16 protein-coding genes and 5 pseudogenes are annotated in these 21917 nt (G+C 36.8%); 17 read left to right on the top strand and 4 right to left on the bottom strand.

Annotation, left to right across the window (positions count from 1 at the left end; all coding sequences use genetic code 11):
- Positions 1-46: 46 nt before the first annotated feature.
- Positions 47-1231: a heparan-alpha-glucosaminide N-acetyltransferase domain-containing protein gene (locus tag Q5W13_RS22170; RefSeq protein WP_304444553.1), complete on the bottom strand. Its 1185-nt coding sequence runs from the start codon at positions 1229-1231 to the stop codon at positions 47-49.
- Positions 1232-1444: 213 nt separating this feature from the next.
- Between Q5W13_RS22170 and Q5W13_RS22165 the strand changes: the two genes are divergently transcribed.
- From Q5W13_RS22165 to Q5W13_RS22150, 6 genes and pseudogenes are all read left to right on the top strand, one after another.
- On the top strand, positions 1445-1978 hold the full coding sequence (locus Q5W13_RS22165; protein WP_304444552.1) for an NADPH-dependent FMN reductase: 534 nt from the start codon (positions 1445-1447) through the stop codon (positions 1976-1978).
- A 12-nt stretch (positions 1979-1990) separates the two neighbouring features.
- A pseudogene (locus tag Q5W13_RS22160) lies at positions 1991-3289 on the top strand (anthranilate synthase component I family protein).
- A 48-nt stretch (positions 3290-3337) separates the two neighbouring features.
- Complete coding sequence (locus Q5W13_RS25865; RefSeq protein ID WP_497582248.1) at positions 3338-3544, top strand: PP-loop family protein; 207 nt, start codon at positions 3338-3340, stop codon at positions 3542-3544.
- A 17-nt stretch (positions 3545-3561) separates the two neighbouring features.
- On the top strand, positions 3562-4317 hold the full coding sequence (gene tilS, locus Q5W13_RS25470; protein ID WP_368662583.1) for a tRNA lysidine(34) synthetase TilS: 756 nt from the start codon (positions 3562-3564) through the stop codon (positions 4315-4317).
- A 140-nt stretch (positions 4318-4457) separates the two neighbouring features.
- Positions 4458-4640, top strand: a complete 183-nt coding sequence (gene tilS, locus Q5W13_RS25465) for a tRNA lysidine(34) synthetase TilS (protein ID WP_368662341.1) — start codon at positions 4458-4460, stop codon at positions 4638-4640.
- Positions 4640-6607 carry a protein-disulfide reductase DsbD family protein gene (locus Q5W13_RS22150; protein WP_304444551.1) on the top strand — a complete coding sequence of 656 codons (1968 nt, stop codon included), beginning with the start codon at positions 4640-4642 and terminating at the stop codon, positions 6605-6607. The genes tilS (Q5W13_RS25465) and Q5W13_RS22150 overlap by 1 nt, the downstream gene beginning before the upstream one ends.
- 82 nt (positions 6608-6689) lie before the next feature.
- On the opposite strand, the gene Q5W13_RS22145 is transcribed toward Q5W13_RS22150, so the two are convergent.
- Complete coding sequence (locus tag Q5W13_RS22145; protein WP_304444550.1) at positions 6690-7847, bottom strand: hypothetical protein; 1158 nt, start codon at positions 7845-7847, stop codon at positions 6690-6692.
- Positions 7848-8122: 275 nt separating this feature from the next.
- On the opposite strand from Q5W13_RS22145, the gene Q5W13_RS25460 reads away from it, so the two are divergent.
- The 3 genes and pseudogenes from Q5W13_RS25460 (at position 8123) to Q5W13_RS22135 (ending at position 12129) form a co-directional block, all read left to right on the top strand.
- Positions 8123-9442: a penicillin acylase family protein gene (locus tag Q5W13_RS25460; protein ID WP_368662340.1), complete on the top strand. Its 1320-nt coding sequence runs from the start codon at positions 8123-8125 to the stop codon at positions 9440-9442.
- Complete coding sequence (locus tag Q5W13_RS25455; protein ID WP_368662339.1) at positions 9399-10424, top strand: penicillin acylase family protein; 1026 nt, start codon at positions 9399-9401, stop codon at positions 10422-10424. The genes Q5W13_RS25460 and Q5W13_RS25455 overlap by 44 nt, the downstream gene beginning before the upstream one ends.
- Before the next feature lie 170 nt (positions 10425-10594).
- Positions 10595-12129 (top strand): annotated as a pseudogene (locus Q5W13_RS22135) (YifB family Mg chelatase-like AAA ATPase).
- 884 nt (positions 12130-13013) lie between these two features.
- Here the strand turns inward: Q5W13_RS22135 and Q5W13_RS22130 are convergent.
- On the bottom strand, positions 13014-13577 hold the full coding sequence (locus Q5W13_RS22130) for a hypothetical protein (RefSeq protein ID WP_155596628.1): 564 nt from the start codon (positions 13575-13577) through the stop codon (positions 13014-13016).
- A 211-nt stretch (positions 13578-13788) separates the two neighbouring features.
- Positions 13789-14037 (bottom strand): hypothetical protein, encoded by a 249-nt coding sequence (locus Q5W13_RS25450; protein WP_368662338.1) that lies wholly within the window; start codon positions 14035-14037, stop codon positions 13789-13791.
- 251 nt (positions 14038-14288) lie between these two features.
- Here Q5W13_RS25450 and pxpA point away from each other — a divergent pair, with 251 nt between their 5' ends.
- From pxpA to ilvN, 8 genes and pseudogenes are all read left to right on the top strand, one after another.
- The gene (gene pxpA / locus Q5W13_RS22120) at positions 14289-15062 is read left to right on the top strand and encodes a 5-oxoprolinase subunit PxpA (protein ID WP_304444549.1); all 774 of its coding nucleotides are present in this window, start codon (positions 14289-14291) and stop codon (positions 15060-15062) included.
- The gene (pxpB, locus tag Q5W13_RS22115) at positions 15059-15796 is read left to right on the top strand and encodes a 5-oxoprolinase subunit PxpB (RefSeq protein WP_162524510.1); all 738 of its coding nucleotides are present in this window, start codon (positions 15059-15061) and stop codon (positions 15794-15796) included. Before pxpA ends, pxpB begins: the two co-directional genes overlap by 4 nt.
- Positions 15789-16627 (top strand): annotated as a pseudogene (locus tag Q5W13_RS22110) (5-oxoprolinase subunit C family protein). The gene pxpB and the pseudogene Q5W13_RS22110 overlap by 8 nt, the downstream one beginning before the upstream one ends.
- 438 nt (positions 16628-17065) lie before the next feature.
- A pseudogene (ilvD, locus tag Q5W13_RS22105) lies at positions 17066-18742 on the top strand (dihydroxy-acid dehydratase).
- 87 nt (positions 18743-18829) lie between these two features.
- A pseudogene (ilvB, locus tag Q5W13_RS22100) lies at positions 18830-20566 on the top strand (biosynthetic-type acetolactate synthase large subunit).
- Positions 20567-20612: 46 nt separating this feature from the next.
- Positions 20613-20993: an O-methyltransferase gene (locus Q5W13_RS22095; RefSeq protein ID WP_304444548.1), complete on the top strand. Its 381-nt coding sequence runs from the start codon at positions 20613-20615 to the stop codon at positions 20991-20993.
- Entirely contained in the window at positions 20974-21192 is a 219-nt protein-coding gene (locus tag Q5W13_RS22090; RefSeq protein WP_304444547.1) for an O-methyltransferase, read from the top strand. The genes Q5W13_RS22095 and Q5W13_RS22090 overlap by 20 nt, the downstream gene beginning before the upstream one ends.
- A gap of 144 nt (positions 21193-21336) precedes the next feature.
- Positions 21337-21867 carry an acetolactate synthase small subunit gene (ilvN, locus tag Q5W13_RS22085; protein WP_155596623.1) on the top strand — a complete coding sequence of 177 codons (531 nt, stop codon included), beginning with the start codon at positions 21337-21339 and terminating at the stop codon, positions 21865-21867.
- Positions 21868-21917 lie beyond the last annotated feature (50 nt).

The following is a 21917-nucleotide window of genomic DNA, read 5'->3' as shown; positions in this document are numbered from 1 at the left end:
AGCTCGGATTTTTTTGTGAGCTATTTTATGAGGTAAGTAACAAGAATTAGTTTTTTGCCCAACCAACCCTTCTTAATAATCTAAAAAATCGATTTTTGGAAAGTTGAAAAACACTAAGAGAGAAAAGCTCTATTTTAACTAACAAAAACCTAAGGGTAGTTGAAGCTCTTAGTTTTATCATCTCCTTATTGTCTTCATATTTAAGTGCGGAAAAGGTACATATAATCATGAAAGCCAAAGCTCCCAAAATGGCAACAGTAGGGGTAAGAGAATGATGAAAAAACCGATATAATCCTAGCCCCGTAAATGAGCCGTATAGAATCATAAAATGAACGATGTAAATAGATAGTGTGCTCTGCCCTAATTTAAGTACTGTGCTGTGTTTTAACAAGCCTCTTAGCAGCATAAATACACAAAATACAAGCAATACATCTCCTAATCTTATGAATAAGTAATTGTTAAAATAAATATTCGCAAACAACTGTAAATCGGTTATTTGTGAAATATATAAAAACAAATCAGAAGAATATGCGATAAGTGCTGCTCCAGTTATAGCAAAGAGTGGAATAGCAACGGAGTATAGGTGTCTGTAATTTTTAAATTTTGTAAAAATAACCGATAGAAATGCGCCAAATGCTGCGTAGCCAAACCATGGTAAAATAGTAAAAACGGAACCATTGCTTTTAGTTAGATAATTGGCAAATGCATCTGGTAAAAATGAGAAGCCCCAGGTTTTATATGTGGGCTCAAAAACAAACAGTAATACGGTTATACTAACGAGCGCTGTTGGAAAAATATATTTCTTTCGCTTTTGGGAAAGTAAGTATATGGCAATGATTCCCAGTAGAGAAAGACCAATACAATGTAATACATCTACCAGATAGAAAGAATCGTAAATTTCACCCTGTAAGAGACCTAAAAGATTCATTCGTAATAAGTACCCGATGAAAAGAAGTTCAAGCCCTCTTTTTAAGCCTTTTTTAACCCTAGGGTTTTGAAGTCCAGTTTTATCTCCTTTAATTAAAAGAAAAGTAAATATAAAGCCAGAAACCGTAAAGAATACGGGGGCTGTAATACCTCTAAAGTATTTCCAAATTGAGAAAGTTATACTGCTGCCATCTCTAAATGCGGTATCTAGAAGCCCATCTATAAAATGCCCTTGTAGCATCATAAGAATGGCCCATGCTCGCATGGCATCAATAAAATATAGTCTCGTTGTTTTATTTTCCACTGGTGATTTTATCAAAAGTTGGCAAAAGCATCATTAAAACTCAAAACTTCACACTTTAGTACGTATAACTCACAACTATTTAAGTGTGCTTCACAAAATTAACTGTCTTATATACTTGTAATACAGTTAGTTTGGATGTTTGCGGTGCAAAATTAGCCAAAATACTCGCAATTCAACTCTATTTGCTATATTTTCGCTAAAACACATTGTACTATGGCTTCAATATTGGCATTTGCTGGGAGTAACTCTTCTAAATCAATTAATTATCAACTCGTAAAATATACAGTTTCTCTTATTGAGGGTAATGAAATTCAGCTGTTGAATATGGTTAATTTTCCTTTCCCGATGTTTAGTGAAGATTATGAGAAAGAGAATGGATATTCTAATTCTTTAATAGAGCTCAAAAACGATATAGTTAAAGCAGATGGTATTATTATTTCTGTTAATGAGCATAATAGTGGGCCTTCGGCTTATTTTAAGAATTTAACAGATTGGTTATCACGTGTTGAGCGTAAGTTTTTAGATGAGAAGCCTGTGTTTTTAATGTCTACTTCGGGTGGTCAAAGAGGGGGTATGACTGCTTTGGAGATTACCAAAAATGTAATTCCTAGGTTTGGTGCTCAGGTAGCGGCAACATTTTCTTTACCTAGTTTTCAAGAGAACTTTTCAGAAGGAGAAGGGATAGTCAATAAAGAGCTAGTTAAGGCTCATCGTGCTGCTTTAGATCAATTTTTAAGTAAACTTTAAAGCAACCGTCAATTGCGTATTTCTGCTTCGTTCACCGTTTCTGATATTGGAAAATTCAAAGAGAAGCTACTGTTGTGGGCTCAACAGTTTGAAGAGATTGTTTGGCTAGATGGCAACGGGCATACTAGTAAATACAGTTCTTTTGATGCTCTACTGGCTGTTGATGCTTTAACGACTATTAAAACGGATAGTTATCAGGCTTTTGAAAAACTAAGAGAATTTCAAGGCCAAGGCCAAGGACTTTATTTTTGGGTACCTTTCTTATGATTTAAAGAACGATGTAGAGCGATTGTCATCTAAGAATCACGATGGATTAGGTTTTGCTGAGCTGTTCTTTTTTCAGCCTAGAAAATCATTAAAATAACAGGAAACACAGTAGTTTTGGAGTATTTAATGATGGTGGATGATGAAGTCCAACCAGATTTTGACCTGATTTTAAGTGAAGCCGATTTAAAAGAAGAGAAGGTTACGGTTACTGAAAACATTAAGATAAAGCTTCGCGTTTTTAAGGATGAATATTTCCGTCAGGTTAGAACAATGTTATCCCATATTCACCGAGGCGATATCTATGAAGCTAACTTTTGTCAAGAATTTTATGCAGAAGACACACAAATCAATCCATTTAAGACCTATCAGAAGCTAAATAAGATATCAGAAGCGCCTTTCGCCTCGTTTCTCAGGGTGTACGACAATTATCTGCTTTCGGCTTCTCCAGAGCGTTATTTACGCAAAGAGGGCGGTAAGTTAATTTCTCAGCCTATAAAGGGAACTGCAAAAAGAGCATCTCAAATTGAGGAAGATGAGAAACTGATTGCTGCGCTTAAAGCAGACCCGAAAGAACGTGCCGAAAATATAATGATTGTTGATTTGGTTCGTAATGACCTGTCTAAAGGAGCTTTAAAAGGAAGTGTTATTGTTGAGGAGCTTTGTAAAGTGTACACTTTTGAGCAGGTGCACCAAATGATTTCTACCGTTGTGGCTCAGATAGCTCCAAATACCAATCCTGTGGATGTTATTCGGCAATCTTTTCCAATGGGCAGTATGACGGGTGCACCCAAAGTATCTGCTATGAAAATAATTGAAGAGCTAGAGGCTTTTAAGCGTGGCCTGTATAGTGGTGCAGTAGGCTATTTTACGCCAGAAGGCGATTTTGATTTTAATGTGGTAATCCGTAGCATTCTCTATAATGCAACCAAAAAATACGTTTCGTATTCCGTAGGAGGTGCCATTACGGCTAAGGCTATTCCTGAAAAAGAATATGAAGAGTGCTTGTTAAAAGCAAAAGCCATGCGCGAAGTTCTTGAGGAATGAACTGACTTCCGTTACTTCTAAATTGTAATTCTTGATTACCTTTATGCCGTGTTAGAAGAATTTCAAAAACATATTGAAATCAATTTTAAAAACCTTATCAAGGACAAGTTCTTACTTGCTTGTAGTGGGGGGTTGGATAGTACCGTTTTGGTAGATCTCTGTGCTAAGCTAAAATTAGATTTTGTAGTAGCGCATTGTAATTTTAACTTAAGGGGGATGCTAGTAATGCTGATGAAGATTTTGTTCGAAATCTAGCTACTCATAACGATAAAATTTTTTTAGTAACTAATTTTGATACAACTGGTTATGTTGAAGAGAATAAAGTGTCTATTCAAATAGGGGCAAGGGAGCTCCGGTACCGTTGGTTTGCAGAAAAGATGCGTAAAAACGATATTAAAACCTTGGTTACCGCACATCATGTAGATGATAGCCTAGAAACTTTTTTAATCAATCTTTCTAGGGGTACAGGTATAGATGGTTTAACCGGTATTCCAGAAAAAACGGATACGGTGTCAAGGCCGCTTCTTCGCTTTTCAAGAAGTCAAATTTTGGAATATGCGCAGTCTCAAAAATTGCAGTGGCGGGAAGATGGCAGTAATGCAGATACTAAATATCTGAGAAATAAAATCAGACACGAGATTGTTCCTTTGCTAAAAGATTTGAATCCCTCGTTTTTAAAGAACTTTACAAAAACCCAAGATCACCTTTCTGAAAGCGCAGCTTTAATTGATTCTCAAGTAAAAGAACTGAAATCCCGTTTGTTTCAGGAAAATAATGGTATTGTTCGTATTTCTATTGCAGAACTGTTGAAGTTAGAACCTATTTCAGCTTACATACATGCTTTATTTAGGGATTACGGCTTTACGGAGTGGAATGATGTAGAAAATCTTTTATCAGCTATGAGCGGTAAGGAAATTCATTCTAAAACATATCGTTTGCTCAAGGATAGGGAGTTTTTATTATTAACGAAAATCAAGGAGGAGTCAGACGTTCAGTTCCTATTAAAGAAGAACAAACTGAGGTTTTAGAGCCTATTCAACTTAAAATTGAAACAGTACACGACCTTTCTATAAAAAATAAGCACACACTCTACATTGATAAAAAAGCGTTAAAGTATCCGTTAACGATAAGGAAATGGAAAAATGGCGACTACTTTTATCCATTAGGAATGAAGGGAAGAAAAAAGCTTTCTAAGTTTTTTAAGGATGAAAAAGTAGACGTTGTTGCTAAGGAGCAACAATGGTTGCTTTGTAGTGGAGAAGAGGTGGTATGGGTAATAGGTAGACGTGCAGACGAACGTTTTAAAGTAACAAAAAATACAAGTGAAATTTTAAAATTCACATTAAATTAATGAAGCATATAATAGTATTTATCGCATTGTTTTTTAGCGTTTTAAGTGTTTTTTCTCAAGATGATGATAATCCAGTGAAATGGTCGCAAGAAGTGAAGAAAATTAGCGACACAGATTATGAGTTGGTACTTAAAGGAAACATTGCTGAAGGTTGGCATATCTTTTCGCAATTCACCTCAGAAGGTGGCTCGTTACCAAGTGAGTTCGATTATAAGAAGGTTGGTGAAGGCTATGAGCTTTTAGGTGAAACTACTGAAAGTGAGACAGTGGTTGAATACAGTGATATTTTTGAAGTAGACGAGACTTTTTTTATAGAAACTGCCATTTTTTCTCAGAAAATACGGCTGTTAGATTCTAGTGTAAACCAGATTGATATTAACCTTTTCTATCAGGTATGTAAGGAGGTTTGTATTCCGATAGACCAAGATTTCAGCTTTGTTCTTGATGGAGGTGCAGCTGTAAAGGAAGAAAAAACTATAGATGAACACAGTAAAACTCTGGGAGCGGCGTTAAAGTTAGACCTAAAGAAAAAAGAGCTATTAGGAAATTCCCATGATGGGGTTGAGACAGGCTCCAGTCTTTGGATGATTTTTGGCTTAGGTTTTTTAGGCGGATTAATAGCTTTGCTAACACCATGTGTTTTTCCAATGATTCCGCTTACGGTATCATTCTTTACGAAGCACTCGCAGCAGAAATCAAAAGGTGTTATAAATGCCCTTTTGTATGGTTTTTTTATTGTTTTGATATACTTTCTGCTCAGTTTACCTTTCCATATTTTTGACTCGGTAGATTCTCAAATATTGAATACTATAGCTACTAATATTTGGCTGAACATAGCATTTTTCTTGATTTTCGTTTTCTTTTCATTTTCCTTTTTTGGCTATTATGAATTGACATTACCTAGCTCATGGGCTAATAAGATGGATGCTGCTTCTTCAAAAATAGGAGGGGTTATGGGTATTTTCTTTATGGCGGTTACCTTGGCAATCGTTTCTTTCTCATGTACCGGTCCTATTTTAGGAGGTCTTTTAGGAAGTACTGTTTTGGAAGAGGGAGATGTTGCTATGAACCTTTCTGCCGGTATGACTGGTTTTGGTGTGGCGTTAGCGCTGCCGTTTGCTCTTTTTGCCTTGTTTCCTGCTTGGTTAAATTCGTTGCCAAAGTCCGGTGGATGGATGACAACCGTTAAAGTGGTATTAGGATTCTTGGAATTAGCATTGGCACTCAAGTTCCTTTCTAATGCGGACTTGGTTGGTAATTGGGGTATTCTAAAACGTGAAATATTCTTGGGAATATGGATAGTGTTGTTTGTTTTGTTAACGCTGTATCTTTTTGGTGTTTTCAAATTCCCTCACGATGGACCTAAAAAGAAACTTTCTTTAGGGCGAAAAGCAACAGGTTTCATCAGTGCTGGTTTTTCAATCTATGTTATATTGGGGCTTTTAGGTGTTTCCAACCTAAAGTTATTGAGTGGTTTCCCGCCCCCTGCATTCTACAGTATTTTTGAAACCGAAAGCGATTGTCCTCTGGGAATCAACTGTTTTAAAGATTTTGAAGAAGGCGTAGCGTATGCAAAGGAGGTCAATAAGCCAATTCTATTGGATTTTACGGGTTGGGCGTGTGTCAACTGTAGAAAAATGGAGGAAAACGTTTGGAGTGAGCCCGATGTGTATGAAATTTTAAAAGAAGACTATGTTCTTATTTCACTTTACGTAGATGACCGAAAGGAGTTGCCAGAGTCTAAGCAATTCGATTTTAAATATGATACTGGCCGTGTAAAACATATTGAGATCATAGGGCAGAAGTGGGGTACTTTTCAGACGGTTAATTTCAATGCGGCCTCTCAGCCGTATTATGTTCTAATGTCGCCAGATTTGGAAATCTTGAATAATGCCGTTCAGTACACGGATAGTGATGTGTATCGGGAATGGCTTTTAGAAGGACTGAATAACTTCAAGGAAAAATAGAATTTATCTTGCACATATTGAATAGAAAATAAAAAGGCCGCCCTACAAAGGCGGCCTTTTGCATTAAATATTTATAAAATAATTATCTGGCGACACTTCTTGGTGCTGCCGTATTTGTAATTGAGTTTAATTCTGCAAGAAAAGCGAGGTGTACAGCTTCTTGACTAAGAATCTTACCTTTTTTCTTAGCTCCGTTGGCTAAGTCATAACCAGCTTTAGCTGCAGCTAAACGTTGTGCTGGTGTACCGTGATGGCCAGGATTTTCAAAACCACAATCACCTATATTAAAAAAGGCGGATAAAAAGTCTTCAACGCGTTTCCAGTTGTAAGTAGCGCCTCTTTTATGGGTTAGATAGTAACCGGTTATAAAATCAGCTTCTAGTTCAGTCATTCTAGTAGATTCGGGGGTATTGCTGAAAGCAGGTATTGGGTACTCCCAGTTTTCAGTGTTTAAGAATTGTATTTGGTGTCCCCATTCATGGGCTAAAATACTTGACCAAACTACTTTTGGGTCTAGACCGGTGTCTTCTAGTAATGTTACAATACCGTCGCCAATTACAATTGTCTTGTCAAAAGTGGCAAAACCGTCTGATGCAAAAAATGGGTTTTCAGGTATTTGGTCGCTTCCTGTATTAAAAGTCTCAGCTATGTTTAAGATATAATCAATTTCTTCTGGAGCTGCATCTGAGTAATTTTCATAAATGTAACGGATAAAGTCTAAATCTTCCAGTGTAGCTGTGTGTTGACCGTTAACGGTTATTGAATTACCCATATCCCAGAACTTTTCAAGACTTCTAGTACGTTGTTTTACGTAGTTCGTGTACTCTCCATCTGCTCCAAAGTAATCGGTGTTCTTATTTTCGTATGCCGCGGCAATTTGGTTTATGGCAAAATAATCTTCTAAAATAATTTCAATGGCGTCAGGATTACCGTCCCAAGCAGAGATAAAACCATCTATTAGTAAGTTGTTATAATAATCCGCCACCTCATTAAATGGGGTATCTCCGCACTCACTAGGCTCAACTACGGTAGATAAATTCAGGTCTATCTCAAATTCTCTTACAGTATTAGAGAAGTCTAAATTAAAATGACCTTTTGTAGGTGCTGGAATTGAAGTTTTTGCACTTACGGCCGAAGGTGCGGTAGTTTCATCTATTTGGATGGTATCATCTGAGCAGGAACCTAACATTAGGCCTGTGGCTACCGCTAAGGATAGAAGTTTTCTTTGATTTTTTTTCATTTTTAGTGTTTTTTTATGATTTTGCCTGAAAGTATTAACTTTTTTTAACAAGAAGTGTTAAATAACAAACAATTTGAGTAAGAATTAAGAAGAAAAATTGTAATTAGTTCTCTATTAGAATTGTACAGTTGAGAATTATGTATTTAGGAATATTACTATTTTCAGTATTGTATATAAGCGTGATAACTCCGTCTGGAAGGACTTAATAGTAGTTCATCCATCAGTTTTAAACTCCTTATAAATAATTCTTATATTAGGTCAAAACTTTGACTTGAATGAGGAAATTTAAGCGATTAGGGTGGGGTTTACTCGCTCTTGTTGGTGTGCTAGCGGTTGTAATTGGCAGTCTAACTTATCATCTAAAACCAGATTACGACGGCGAAAAGAAACTTCAGAATCTTTCTGAAGAAGTAGATGTGTATTATGATACTTACGGGATTCCACATATTTATGCTGAAAACGATGCAGATGCATTTAAGGCGCTTGGCTATGTGCATGCTCAGGATAGGTTGTGGCAAATGGAGCTACTTCGTAGGATAGGTAAAGGTGGACTTTCAGAGGTTTTTGGGAAAGATTTGTTAGGAACAGATAAGTTCTTTTTAGCGCTGGGCATAGATGATTATTCTTCGGAAACCATAGCTAAACTGAATACATCAGATGCTGCGGTACAGATGTCTCAGGCTTATTTGGACGGTGTTAATCAATTTGTAAAAGAAGGGCCTACTCCGGTTGAGTTTTATCTTACCGGTATTGATAAAAAGCCATTTATTCTAAAGGATGTCTATAATACAATTGGTTACATGGCTTTCAGTTTTGCCATGGCGCATAAAACAGATCCCTTATTAAGCAAGATAAAAGATAAGCTAGGATTTGAATATTTAAAGGATTTAGAAATTAACAGTGATACAACAACGCAGTGGATAAAAAACTATCCTCGAAATAAAACCGATTCCATACACAAGTCCATTTCAGATGTTGTCATGGCTTCTTTAAAAAAGCTGTCTATTCCTCTTTTTGAAGGAAGTAATGGATGGGCAATTGCTCCCGAGAAAACAAAAAATGGAAAAGTGATTTTTTCGAATGATCCTCATATTGGGTTTTCTCAACCTTCAGTGTGGTATGAAGCTCATGTGAGTACGCCTACTTATGAGAAGTACGGTTATCATTTGGCTGGTGTGCCTTATCCACTATTAGGGCACAACCGAAAGTTGGCTTACGGGATGACAATGTTCGAGAATGATGATGTTGATTTCTATTATGAGAAAACTCACCCTACCGACACAAGGAAGTATAGAAGCGGAAATGAGTGGAAGGATTATGAAATTATAGCAAAAACAATTAAAGTAAAGGATTCTGATGATGTTCATTTTTCCTATAAAAAAACACATCACGGTCCAATCTTAAACGGGATTGCAGATCAGGTAACGGGAGATCGCCCTATTTCTATGTGGTGGATATTTACCAAAGTAGAAAACAAACTGCTCAATTCTCTATATAATATGTCTTATGCAACAAGTTTGGATGATTTTCAACATGCTTTGGAGGACCTTCATGCACCAGGGTTTAGGTATTGTTTATGGCGATGCAGAGGATAATGTGGCGTGGTGGGCAGCAGCCAAACTTTATAAGATACCGGATAGCGTAAATACCAAATTTGTTTCCGAGAACGGAAAAGGACTACCCGTAGAAAAAGAATATTTAGATTTCAGCAAGAATCCACATGCTATTAATCCGTCATGGGAGTATGTATATTCTGCAAACAACCAACCAGACTCCATTGCGGGAATGCTGTATCCGGGTTATTACCTACCAGAAAATAGAGCAAGAAGAATTGTTCAATTGCTAGAAAGTAAGAATGATTGGGATAAGGAGGCTGTGGGCGATATGACTACTGATGATACATCGCCAGTGAATGTTGAGATTGTTAGGATGTTGCTTAAAAAAGTTGAAGTAGATAGTCTTAGCGCTACTCATTTAAAGATTTTGGACGGTTTAAAGCAATGGAAAGGTGATTACCCAACAGAAAGCACGGAGGCCACGGTTTACCATAGATGGATGTATTTTATATTGCGAAATACTTTTAAGGATGAATTAGGGGATACACTTTTTGAGGAAATACAAAACACACATTTAATAAAACGGACAATAGCACCTATAGTGGCAAATGAAGGTTCCATTTGGTGGGATGATGCCAGTACCCAGGATATAACAGAAAGTCAAGCTGATATTGTTAACGTTTCCTTTCAGGAAGCACTGCAGGCTTTGGAGCAGACTTTGGGTAGTGATAGCTCCGGTTGGGTTTGGGGACGCGTTCATACCATAGAGCATGGGCATCCTATTGGTCAAATAGATGCACTACGTTCTTTTTTTAATGTGGGGCCTTTTTCTGTGAATGGAACGCGGGAGGTAATTAATAATATGTTTTTTCCGTATACGGAAGATGGCGTGTATAAAGTTAGCTCTGGACCATCAACCAGAAGGGTAGTTGATTTCTCAGATGTAGAGAATAGCATGAGTATTCTGCCTACAGGGCAGTCTGGCAACCCTTTTAGTATACATTATAAAGACCAAGGCTGAAATGTATGTAAATGGTGAGTTTCGTAAGATGATGCTCAATAAGGAAGAGATAATATCTACTTCAAAATCAGTACTTACATTCAAGCCAGAAAATTAAGAAAGACTAACACTTTATTTTGATTTAATAATTAAGAAGAATCTAACCATAGAATACTAAATAACAAACCAATATGCTCACCAAAGTTTTTGGAAGTGCCGTTTTTGGAGTGGACGCGACAACGATTACAGTAGAAGTAAATGTAGATAAGGGAGTTGGCTACCACTTGGTAGGCCTGCCTGATAATGCTATAAAAGAAAGTAATTACCGTATTGCGGCAGCGCTGCTAAATAACGGTTACAAAATTATGGAAAGAAAATAACCTTGAACTTGGCACCAGCGGATCTTCGCAAAGAAGGGTCAGCTTATGACTTGACTTTGGCAATTGGAATTTTGACCGCTTCCGGACAGATAAAATCGGATAAAATTGATAAGTATATTATCATGGGAGAACTTTCTTTAGATGGCAGTTTACATCCCATAAAAGGAGCGTTACCCATTGCTATTAAGGCTCAGGAGGAGGGCTTTGAAGGCTTTATTTTACCTAAAGAGAATGCAAGAGAAGCAGCAATTGTATCTGGTTTAAAAGTATTTGGAGTAGAGAATATAAGTGAGGTCATAGAATTCTTTGATAAAGGAACTCCGTTGGAACAGACTATTATAAATACAAGGGAAGAATTTTATAAGACCTTAGATTTCCCTGAATTCGATTTTTCCGATGTAAGAGGGCAAGAGAGTATAAAACGATGTATGGAAATTGGTGCCGCGGGCGGGCATAATATTATTTTGGTTGGTCCTCCGGGAGCAGGTAAAACTATGCTAGCGAAACGGTTGCCTTCTATTTTGCCGCCAATGACTTTGCACGAAGCCTTGGAAACTACAAAAATCCATAGTGTAGTAGGGAAAATAAAGAATATGGGCTTAATGAGCCAACGTCCCTTTAGAAATCCACATCATACAATTAGTTCTGCTGCATTAGTAGGTGGCGGTAGTTATCCGCAACCGGGAGAGATATCATTATCTCATAATGGAGTTTTGTTTTTAGATGAGCTTCCAGAATTTGAACGTAGGGTACTTGAAGTGATGCGCCAACCTATGGAAGACAGAGAGGTGACCATTGCTAGAGCTCGCTTCACGGTTACCTACCCAAGTAGTTTTATGTTAGTGGCAAGTATGAACCCTAGTCCTGGAGGTTATTTTAATGACCCAGATGCACCGGTAACATCCTCACCTGCAGAAATGCAACGTTACCTGAGTAAAATATCAGGTCCTTTATTAGACCGCATAGATATTCATATTGAAGTTACACCAGTCCCTTTTGAGAAATTATCGGAAGACCGTAAAGGAGAAAGTAGTGTTGAGATTAGAAAACGGGTAACGGCAGCAAGAGAAATTCAGACCAAACGTTTTGCTGAATTTCCTAATGTACACTACAATGCTCAAATGAACACCAAACAGATAAGGGAGTTCTGTAGGTTAGATGAACCTTCCAAAGAATTGCTAAAGAACGCTATGGAGCGTTTAAATCTTTCGGCGCGTGCCTATGACCGTATTTTAAAAGTTGGGCGTACCATTGCAGATTTAGAGGGAGTGGAAGCAGTAAATGGGACCCATGTAGCTGAAGCTATACAATATCGTAGTTTGGATAGAGAAGGTTGGTTAGGATAGTACATTAAAAAAGCTCCTATCTTTTTAGGAAGACAGGAGCTTGGTAATCTAAGTTTGAATTTTTAATAGACTTCTAAAAAGGAGAATTCCTATATAGGAAAACTGCCATTACAATTATAAAAATCACATTAAACGCAACATAGGCATAGGTTAGTTTGTCTCTTATCTTCATAATTATCTCTGAATTGTTCCTTGCACAAATTTAAAAGTATGTACGTATAGTAAACAGAGAAAAACCCCACAATTTTTGGGTTATTTTTTGGTTAAATTTGAGGTATTTGATAACTCAACCTATTTTTTATCTTATATTATTAGTTATATAAAATGCTCCTATGCTAATGTATTTAGTATGGGAGCATTGATTCTTATTAATCTTAGTACATAGTTGCAAAGAATATCACGTATAGTGACCATAGGAAGCAAAAGGCGCAAAAAGCATAAACAAGATAATCGTTTAGAGTAGTTTTTTCTTTCATAGTAAATGGTTTACATATAAAACGTAGTCCTATGTTGTTAACACTCTTATGTTTCGTGCAAAGGGCATTAAATTCGATTGAAAACCTTAATATCGGTAAGGAGTAGGTAAAATTCTATAAACGGACAAGCGCCAAAATCACCTAATCTTCTTTTTAAAACCACTCATCCAACAATTCGTCCTACAATATTTAGGTTTATTGTTTTCTTTGTAGAGAATTGCTTAAAAAAAATATAAAACTATTTGTATGAGGGAGTGCGTAAACACTTATTACATCCTGTTGAGCTAAATACTATTGCTCAAGGTGAAGCACCCTACATTGGAATTCTATCTATTTTGAAGAGCTGTAGGGCTATGAAACCTAATGGTTGAGAATCTTTTCAGGCTTATGTAAAGGTAAGGGGGGTAGTTATAATTGAAACTCGCCGTTTCCGTGATCTTCTTCCCCTTTAGTGGTTGTAGCAAAAACATCTTTTAAAATGTAAGCAACAATAATAGTAATACCCACGGCAAGAAGTGGAATGGCATATGCTTCATTGAGCATGTTTAGAAGGCTGCCGGCAATAATGGATAAAGCTCCTACGACCATGGCAAAATTCCAAAGTACTCGTGCCATGTTATTTTTTTGTCTGCGGTCTTCATCTAAGAAGTAAGCGGTTCCTTCCATAATGAACCAAGTAATAAAGGAAATTGCAATAAGAACTTGAAATAGTAAGGTGAAAGGTAAATCTAATACTCTGAAAATTCCATTAAGGGCCCAGCTAACTACCATTACCAATTTAACGATATCAATGAATAGTTTGGTTTCTTTTTTCCAAAAGCGAACACTATAGAGTAGGAGAATAGCCGAAAATGCAACCAAAATAGTCTCTGATGCATATGGCCAATGAAAAATGCGCGATAGCATGCCCAATAACAAAATTGCGATTGAAATTCTCAACGGAGTCTTTAGAATCTTTGTAGTATTTGACATGATAATAAGGTTTTAAGTTTATATCGCTTTGATATGTACACGCAAGCCTTCCATTATCCCTAGAATATTTGTAACGGTTTCTTTAAGATAATATTTTATAAGAACATGAGGTATTCGTATTGTGGTAAAGCCATTTTTAAAAGAATGCATAGCTTCTTCTAGGTCATTTATGGCCTGTTCGTGAGTCATCATATGGTACTCCGTATCTATTTCAATATTGAGTTTTACTCTTGATATGGCTATCTATTGACTTAGAGCCATCCCACCATTCTAACATGGAGGACACGCCAGCTTCTTTTAAACCATAATATAATTGTATGGCCTCGCGAGGTGTACTATTGATTTCAATCAATTTTGACATTCTTGGCATATGCTCATCACATAATTCAACACCTAAAGTGTCCATAGACTGTCTGTGATCGGTGTAGCCAAGTGTTTTATTACATTCTAAACAATTCATTTCAGTAGGTCAATTTGGCCCCGGTAAAAATGAGGGGGAAGTTCGATTTGGGATAATAATAACCTGTAATTTTTGCGGATATTATATCGATTCGACATACGGCACCCTAGTTTTAGATAAACTGCATTTTTTTAGATAAACGGCATTAAAAAATGTTAAAACTGTGGTGAAACGAGGGCTTGCGAGAGATGGTTAGGTGTGTATATTCTTTGTTAAGATAAGATGTTTTCTGACAGGAGGTCTAAAAGATTATGAGTATTTTAGAAATTCCAAATTTTAAAATGACGCGTAACTATATAGATTTGAACTGTGATGTTGGTGAAGGTGTTGGCAATGAAAAAGAACTATTGCCTATGCTTTCTTCTTGTAATATAGCCTGCGGAGGTCATGCGGGAAATAAGGAAAGCATGACTAAGGTAGTTAGCTTAGCTAAAGCGAATGGTATTTTGGTAGGTGCTCACCCATCATATCCGGATATATCCAACTTTGGCCGCCTCTCTATAGGAATAGCGGCAAAAGAACTTGTTGATAGTATTAGGAGTCAAGTAAATAGTCTTGTTGAGGTTTTGGACGAACATGGAGTGAAGCTGCATCATATAAAGCCACATGGAGCACTATATAATGATATTGCTAAGGATGCGTCTTTGGCTGTTTTGTTTTTAGAAGCAGTTAAAGAATACAAGAATGATACTTTTTTGTATGCTCCCTATGGCTCGGAAATAGCTAAAGCAGCTTTAGCAGAAGGATTCCAGTTAAAGTATGAAGGTTTTGCAGACCGTAACTATGAGGTAGATTTAAGTCTAGTATCTAGAAAGTTGCCAAAAGCTTTAATAACGGATAAGAAAGAGGTTTTAAAGCATATCTTAGAAATGGTAAAAAATAAAAGGGTAAAAACGATTGACGGAAAAGAAATACCAATCTTAGTAGATACCTTTTGTATTCATGGAGATACACCATCTGCATTAGAAATAGTATTGTATCTTACTGAAGAATTACCAAACCATAATACGTATATTAAAAAGTGAACAGTTATCCAATTTCAATACGACCCTTTGGCATTCATGCTATTTTACTAGAATGGCCCGGTAGAGTAGATGTAGCTATTCTTGAAGATATATTACAATTTACTCAATACCTTAAAGAGTGTTGCTTAAAGGAAGAGGAATGGGAGATTGTACCTGCTTATAATTCCGTTACCCTTATATATAGAGAAGAGCCAATTGATTTTGATCAGTTGAAGGTGAAACTGCTGAATTGGTACAAAGAAGATATAAAAGTAGTAAAACGCGAAAAGATTTTATGGCGTTTACCTGTATGCTACGATGAAGACTTTGGAATAGACTTAAAGGAAATCTCTCAGAAATCAGGTAAGACCATAGATGAAATAGTTTCATTACATACCTCTAGTGTATATACCGTCTTTGGGATTGGGTTTCTTCCGGGATTTACCTATTTAGGAGGTGTGCCCGAGGCTTTAGAGTTTGATAGAAGGGAAGAGCCTCGTTCTAAGGTTTTAAGTGGTTCTGTTGGTCTGGCAGGTAAGCAAACAGGTATTTATCCACAAGACTCACCCGGAGGGTGGAATATAATTGGGAACTGTTCCGTACCCATGTTTGACCCTAAAGCCAAAGAACCTTGTTTCATAAGTGTAGGGGATCAGGTTCAATTTTATAAAATAACAAGGGCCGAGTATAACTTACATAAGATTGAGAGTGAAGTGGGTATTTACAAACTTGAAAAAATCATATTAGATGCTTAAAGTCCTCAAATCTGGTTTGTTTACTTCGGTTCAAGATATTGGTAGGTATGGCTATTTAAATAAAGGAGTACCCGTTGCGGGTTATATGGACGGGTTTTCGGCAAAAAAGGTCAATCAGCTTTTAGATAATGATATACGTGCGGCAGTATTGGAAATAACCATGACTGGTCCAACTTTAATTTTCGAAGAGGAAACATATATTAGTATGGGGGGCGCATTACTCTCTGTTACACTCAACAATGAACCCATAAATAACTATGAAGTAATAAAGGTGAAAAAAGGAGATATTCTCTCTTACGGAAAACTAGAAAAAGGTTTCAGGAATTACCTAGCTGTAAAGGGTGGGTTCAAAGGTCCTTTGGTTTTAGGGAGTCGCTCGTTCTTTTCTTCGGTAACTAAAAAAAACCATCTGGCAGATGGTAGTGAATTGGAATATGATGCTTGTTCTCTTTTTGAACCTAAAATAAGTAAGATAATAGTTGATTCTTTCTTGGACGAAAAAGAATTGAAGGTTACTAAGGGTCCCGAGTTTGAAAGCCTTTCCGATAAACAATTAGAAATGTTGTTTGGAAAAAAATTCAGTATTTCCAATGAAAACAATAGAATGGCTTACAAGCTAGAAGAAAAGATAGAAGGTCTTAAAACCTCTATGATTACATCAGCTACTCTTATGGTACGGTGCAGTTAACTCCATCTGGTAAACTGATAATTCTAATGAAGGATGGTCAGACTACGGGAGGGTATCCGCGTATACTGCAACTTTCCGATAGGGCTATATCTGTACTTGCCCAGAAAAAATATGGAGATGAGGTACAATTCAAATTAAATTAATAATTAAAGGGGTGTATTTCTGCGAATAATTCTTTGCTCTACTGTTACAATTTGTCTAATATTGTTCTAATGAAAATCATAGCTCATATAATAGTGGTAATTGATGTCATTCTCAGAAGAGAGTGATGCAGATTTTCATTGTTTAGAAAGGCCTGTATCTAATTCATTTGATACAGGCCTTTTTATGTTTTTATAAGCTTTATGTTAACTATATACCTTGTTTAGGTCTTAAATATGATAATAAATAGGTGAAAAAAGACGAATTGAATATGATAAAATTTAATAGTTAAGTAGTTGTAAATTAGATTTTTACATAATTTTTTTAACTATTGGATTTAGATAGGAAAGCCACACCTAAAATGCTGAAATAAAGAAAAGAATACCTTTGAATAGAGAGAGTACATATTGTAAATAGAACAACCAATTATATAGCGCTTAATGGAACTGAATAAATACAGTAAGAACGTAACACAAGATTCAACACAACCTGCTGCACAAGCAATGCTTTATGCCATAGGTTTTAAGGATGAAGATTTTAGTAAACCATTAATTGGTATCGCAAGTACCGGTTATGAGGGAAACCCTTGTAACATGCACTTGAACGATTTGGCCAAAATGGTAAAAGAAGGTGTTAATTCTAAAGAGACGCTTGGTCTTATTTTCAATACAATTGGTGTAAGTGACGGTATTTCTGGGAACCCCATAATGCGTTTCTCACTTCCATCTAGAGATATTATTGCAGACTCAATGGAAACTGTAGTTCAAGGAATGTCATATGACGGTCTTGTTACTGTAGTTGGTTGTGATAAAAACATGCCTTAAGGCGCTCTTATGGCAATGTTGCGTCTTAATCGTCCTGCAATATTAGTTTATGGTGGTACTACAGCTTCAGGATGTCACAATCACAAAAAATTAGATATCGTTTCTGCTTTTGAAGCATGGGGCGAGAAAGTTGCGGGCACTATGGAAGAGCCTGAATATAAAAACATTATTAAAAAATCAATTCCAGGGGCTGGTGCCTGTGGTGGTATGTATACCGCCAACACTATGGCTTCTGCAATTGAAGCTTTAGGGATGTCCTTGCCTTATAACTCTTCAAATCCTGCAATCAGTGATGAGAAAAAGGCAGAATCTATAGCTGCAGGTAAGCAGATGCGCTTACTTATAGAAAAAGATATTAAGCCTTTAGATATCGTAACGCGTAAATCTCTAGAGAATGCTATTCGTTTGGTGACTATAATGGGTGGTTCCACTAATGCTGTATTGCATTTCTTGGCAATAGCAAGAGCTGCGGATATCGACTTTACATTAAAAGATTTTCAACATATAAGTGATACCACTCCGTTTATAGCGGATTTAAAGCCAAGTGGAAAATACCTTATGGAAGATGTGCACCGTGTTGGTGGAATTCCAGCGGTATTAAAATATTTATTGAAAAATGGATTGCTACATGGCGATTGTTTGACCGTGACAGGAAAAACATTAGCGGAAAACTTAAAGGATGTTCCGGATTTGGAAGAAGGACAAGATGTAATCATGCCTTTGGAGAACCCTATAAAGGCAACGGGTCACTTGCGTATGTTGTACGGAAATCTTGCTGAAAATGGTTCTGTAGCAAAAATTACGGGTAAAGAAGGGTTGTTGTTCAAAGGAACGGCAAAAGTCTTTAATGGTGAATATGCGGCAAATGATGGTATTGGTAAAGGTTTGGTGAAGAAAGGTGATGTTGTGGTTATTCGTTATGAAGGACCAAAAGGAGGACCCGGTATGCCAGAAATGCTTAAACCTACTGCTGCCATTATGGGTGCGGGACTTGGTAAGGATGTAGCTTTAATAACAGATGGTCGCTTCTCAGGAGGTACACACGGTTTTGTTGTTGGGCATATTTCTCCAGAAGCTCAAGAGGGTGGTAACATCGCTTTAATAGAAGATGGTGATATTATTACGATTGATGCCGAAACCAATTCAATTAATGTTGAGGTTTCAGATGAGGTATTAGCAAAAAGAAAAGAATCTTGGGTTCAGCCTGAGTTGAAGTTTAAAAAAGGAGTGTTGTACAAATACGCACGATCAGTATCATCTGCCGCGCAAGGTTGTGTAACCGATGAGTTTTAATGAATATGAAAGGGTTTCTCGAAATACGATGAGAAATCAAAAGCAGAGTGGTCTCTGCGAATTAGCTATTATAAGGAATAAAGACCTATGGAAACAGTTAAAATAAAAACGGAAGTGAACCCAAAGAAAACAAAGCTTAAAATTAGCGGTGCAGAAGCCATTATACATTGCTTGTTGGGTGAGGGTGTGGATTTGCTATATGGTTACCCAGGAGGTGCTATTATGCCGGTTTATGATGAATTATATAAATTTCAAGATAAACTGACTCATATTTTAACACGCCACGAGCAGGGTGCTACGCATGCTGCACAAGGCTATGCTAGAGTTTCAGGTAGAGTAGGTGTTGCTATGGCTACATCTGGTCCTGGGGCAACTAACCTTGTTACTGGTCTGGCAGATGCTCAGATAGATTCTACACCTTTGGTGTGTATTACTGGTCAAGTAACACGTCACTTGTTAGGGTCGGATGCTTTTCAGGAAACTGATATTATCGGAATTTCTACACCGGTTACAAAGTGGAACTATCAGATTACTGAAGCTGCTGAAATTCCTGAAATAATGGCAAAGGCATTTTATATTGCCAAGTCAGGTAGACCATAAGGTCCAGTTTTAATCGATATTACTAAAAATGCTCAGATAGATGAGTTTGATTTTAGTTACGAAAAATGCACTGCTGTACGTAGTTACAATCCTGTACCTAAACCAAATGTTCAATCAATAGAAGCTGCTGCTCAGCTTATTAACAATGCTAAGAAACCACTAATAGTTTGGGGGCAAGGTATTATTTTAGGTAAAGCAGAAGAAGAGCTTAAAGCTTTAATAGAGAAGTCTGGAGTTCCTGCGGCATGGACTATAATGGGTGCTTCTGCTTTAGATAGTGAACATCCTTTAAATGTTGGTATGGTTGGTATGCATGGTAATTATGCACCAAACGTTCTAACAAATGAATGCGATGTGTTAATTGCCATAGGTATGCGTTTTGATGATCGTGTAACGGGCAGTTTGGATACTTATGCTAAACAGGCGACAGTTATTCATTTTGAAATAGATAAAGCAGAAATCAATAAGAATGTACGTGCAGATGTAGCTGTTCTGGGTAACTCTAGAGACACTTTGGAGCTATTGCTGCCAATGATTAAAGAAAATAAGCATGAGGCTTGGCATAGTAAGTTCAAGGAGATGTATAAAATTGAATTTGATCAGGTAATCAATAAAGATATTCACCCTACTAAGGAAGGGTTGACTATGGGTGAGGTTATAGAGCAAATAAATGTTGAATCTGGACAAAAAGCAGTAATTGTTACTGATGTTGGACAACACCAGATGATTGGTTGTCGTTATGCCAAGTTCAAACAAAGCAAGAGTAACATTACTTCAGGTGGTCTTGGAACCATGGGGTTTGCGCTTCCTGCGGCTATTGGTGCCAAAATGGGTGCTATGGAACGGGAGGTTGTAGCTATTATTGGAGATGGTGGTTATCAAATGACCATTCAGGAGTTGGGTGTGATTTTTCAGCATAAAGTACCTGTAAAAATTGTGGTCTTGAATAATGACCATTTAGGTATGGTACGCCAGTGGCAAGAGCTTTTCTTTGATAGAAGATACGCGTCTACGGTAATGGTAAATCCAGATTTTGTAAAAATTGCCGAAGGGTATAGTATTGAGGCTAAAAGAGTAAGTACTCGCAAAGACCTAAAAGTGGCCATTAAAGAAATGATTGCTTCAAAAGATGCTTATTTCCTAGAGGTGAAAGTTGAGAAAGAAGATAATGTGTTTCCGATGATTCCTTCTGGGGCTTCGGTTTCCGAAGTTCGTCTTAAGTAATCTCTTAATATAAGACACTTTACAAATAGTATTTAAAGATAAAAAGGTGATAGATTCCAATATACAGGACAAACCAAAAATCCATCAACAAATAGAGCAGAAGTCGGCAGAAATTGGTTTTACCATGCCTTCTGATGTATATGTAGGTACGTTGCTAAAAACGCTAATGGCTTCAAAACCAAAAGGAAAGTTTTTGGAACTCGGTACTGGTATTGGATTGAGCCTGTCATGGATGGTAGATGGCATGGATGCTGAATCTGAATTGATATCGGTTGATAATGACCCTAAGCTGATTGCCATTGTTAAGGATTATTTTGAGTCTGATAAAAGGGTGAAGCTGTTCTGTGAAGATGGTTCCGAATGGATTAAAAACTATTTAGGTGAAAAATTCGATTTGATTTTTGCCGATGCTTGGCCTGAAATATAGTGAGATAGATGAAGTATTGGATTTCGTAAAAGTCGGTGGTTTTTATGTAATTGATGATATGACCGCTCAACCTAATTGGCCGGAAGGGCATGAGGATAATGTAACGCGTTTGGTTGCTTATTTAGAGAAGAGATCAGACTTTACTTTGACCAAGTTAAATTGGTCAACAGGTTTGATAATTGCAGTTAGAAATAGTTAAGTGTCGCAGTTTTTTAGCGAATTAAAAAATAAATACTGGATTACCTTATAAAAGGAAAATTCGCTCTCGAGTGCGGTCGAGAGGTTAAGTGAATGACAATGTTTCTTATCGACTGCGCTCGATGAAACGATATTAAATTGAATAATGGAAAAAGAATGGTTTACTATATCGGTATATTCTGAAAACAATGTAGGTTTACTGAATAGAATCTCTGGAATATTCTTAAAGAGACACATTAATATAGAGAGTTTAAATGTTTCTAAATCAGAAATTGAAGGCGTATCTAAGTTTACTATAGTTGTCTATACTACAGAGAAATGGACACATAATATTGTGGGCCAAATAGAAAAGCAAATAGAGGTGATAAAAGCCTTTTTTCACACGGATGAAGAAACCATTTATCAAGAATCGGTTCTTTTCAAAATAGCTTCTAACCTGCTTTTTGATGAAAGACAGATTCAGAATATTATAAAGGACAACAATTCACAAATTGTAACTGTTGCCCGCGACTTTTTTGTAATTGCAAAATCAGGACGTAGAAACGAAATTAATGAGATGTACGATCAATTGAAGCCATTTGGTATCATGCAATTTGTACGCACGGGTCGTATTTCTGTTTCTAAAGAAGAGATGCAGATTACTGCTTTGCTTAATGAGTTTTACCAAGATAAATAATAGAAATTAATAATTAATTTAATAAGGAGTTCCGGTCATTGTCTATAATA

The sequence above is a fragment of the Zobellia laminariae genome, from assembly GCF_030553095.1.
GTDB lineage: Bacteria > Bacteroidota > Bacteroidia > Flavobacteriales > Flavobacteriaceae > Zobellia > Zobellia laminariae.
The sequence above is the reverse complement of the archived record's forward strand: the minus strand, read 5'-3'. Positions and strand labels throughout refer to the sequence as shown.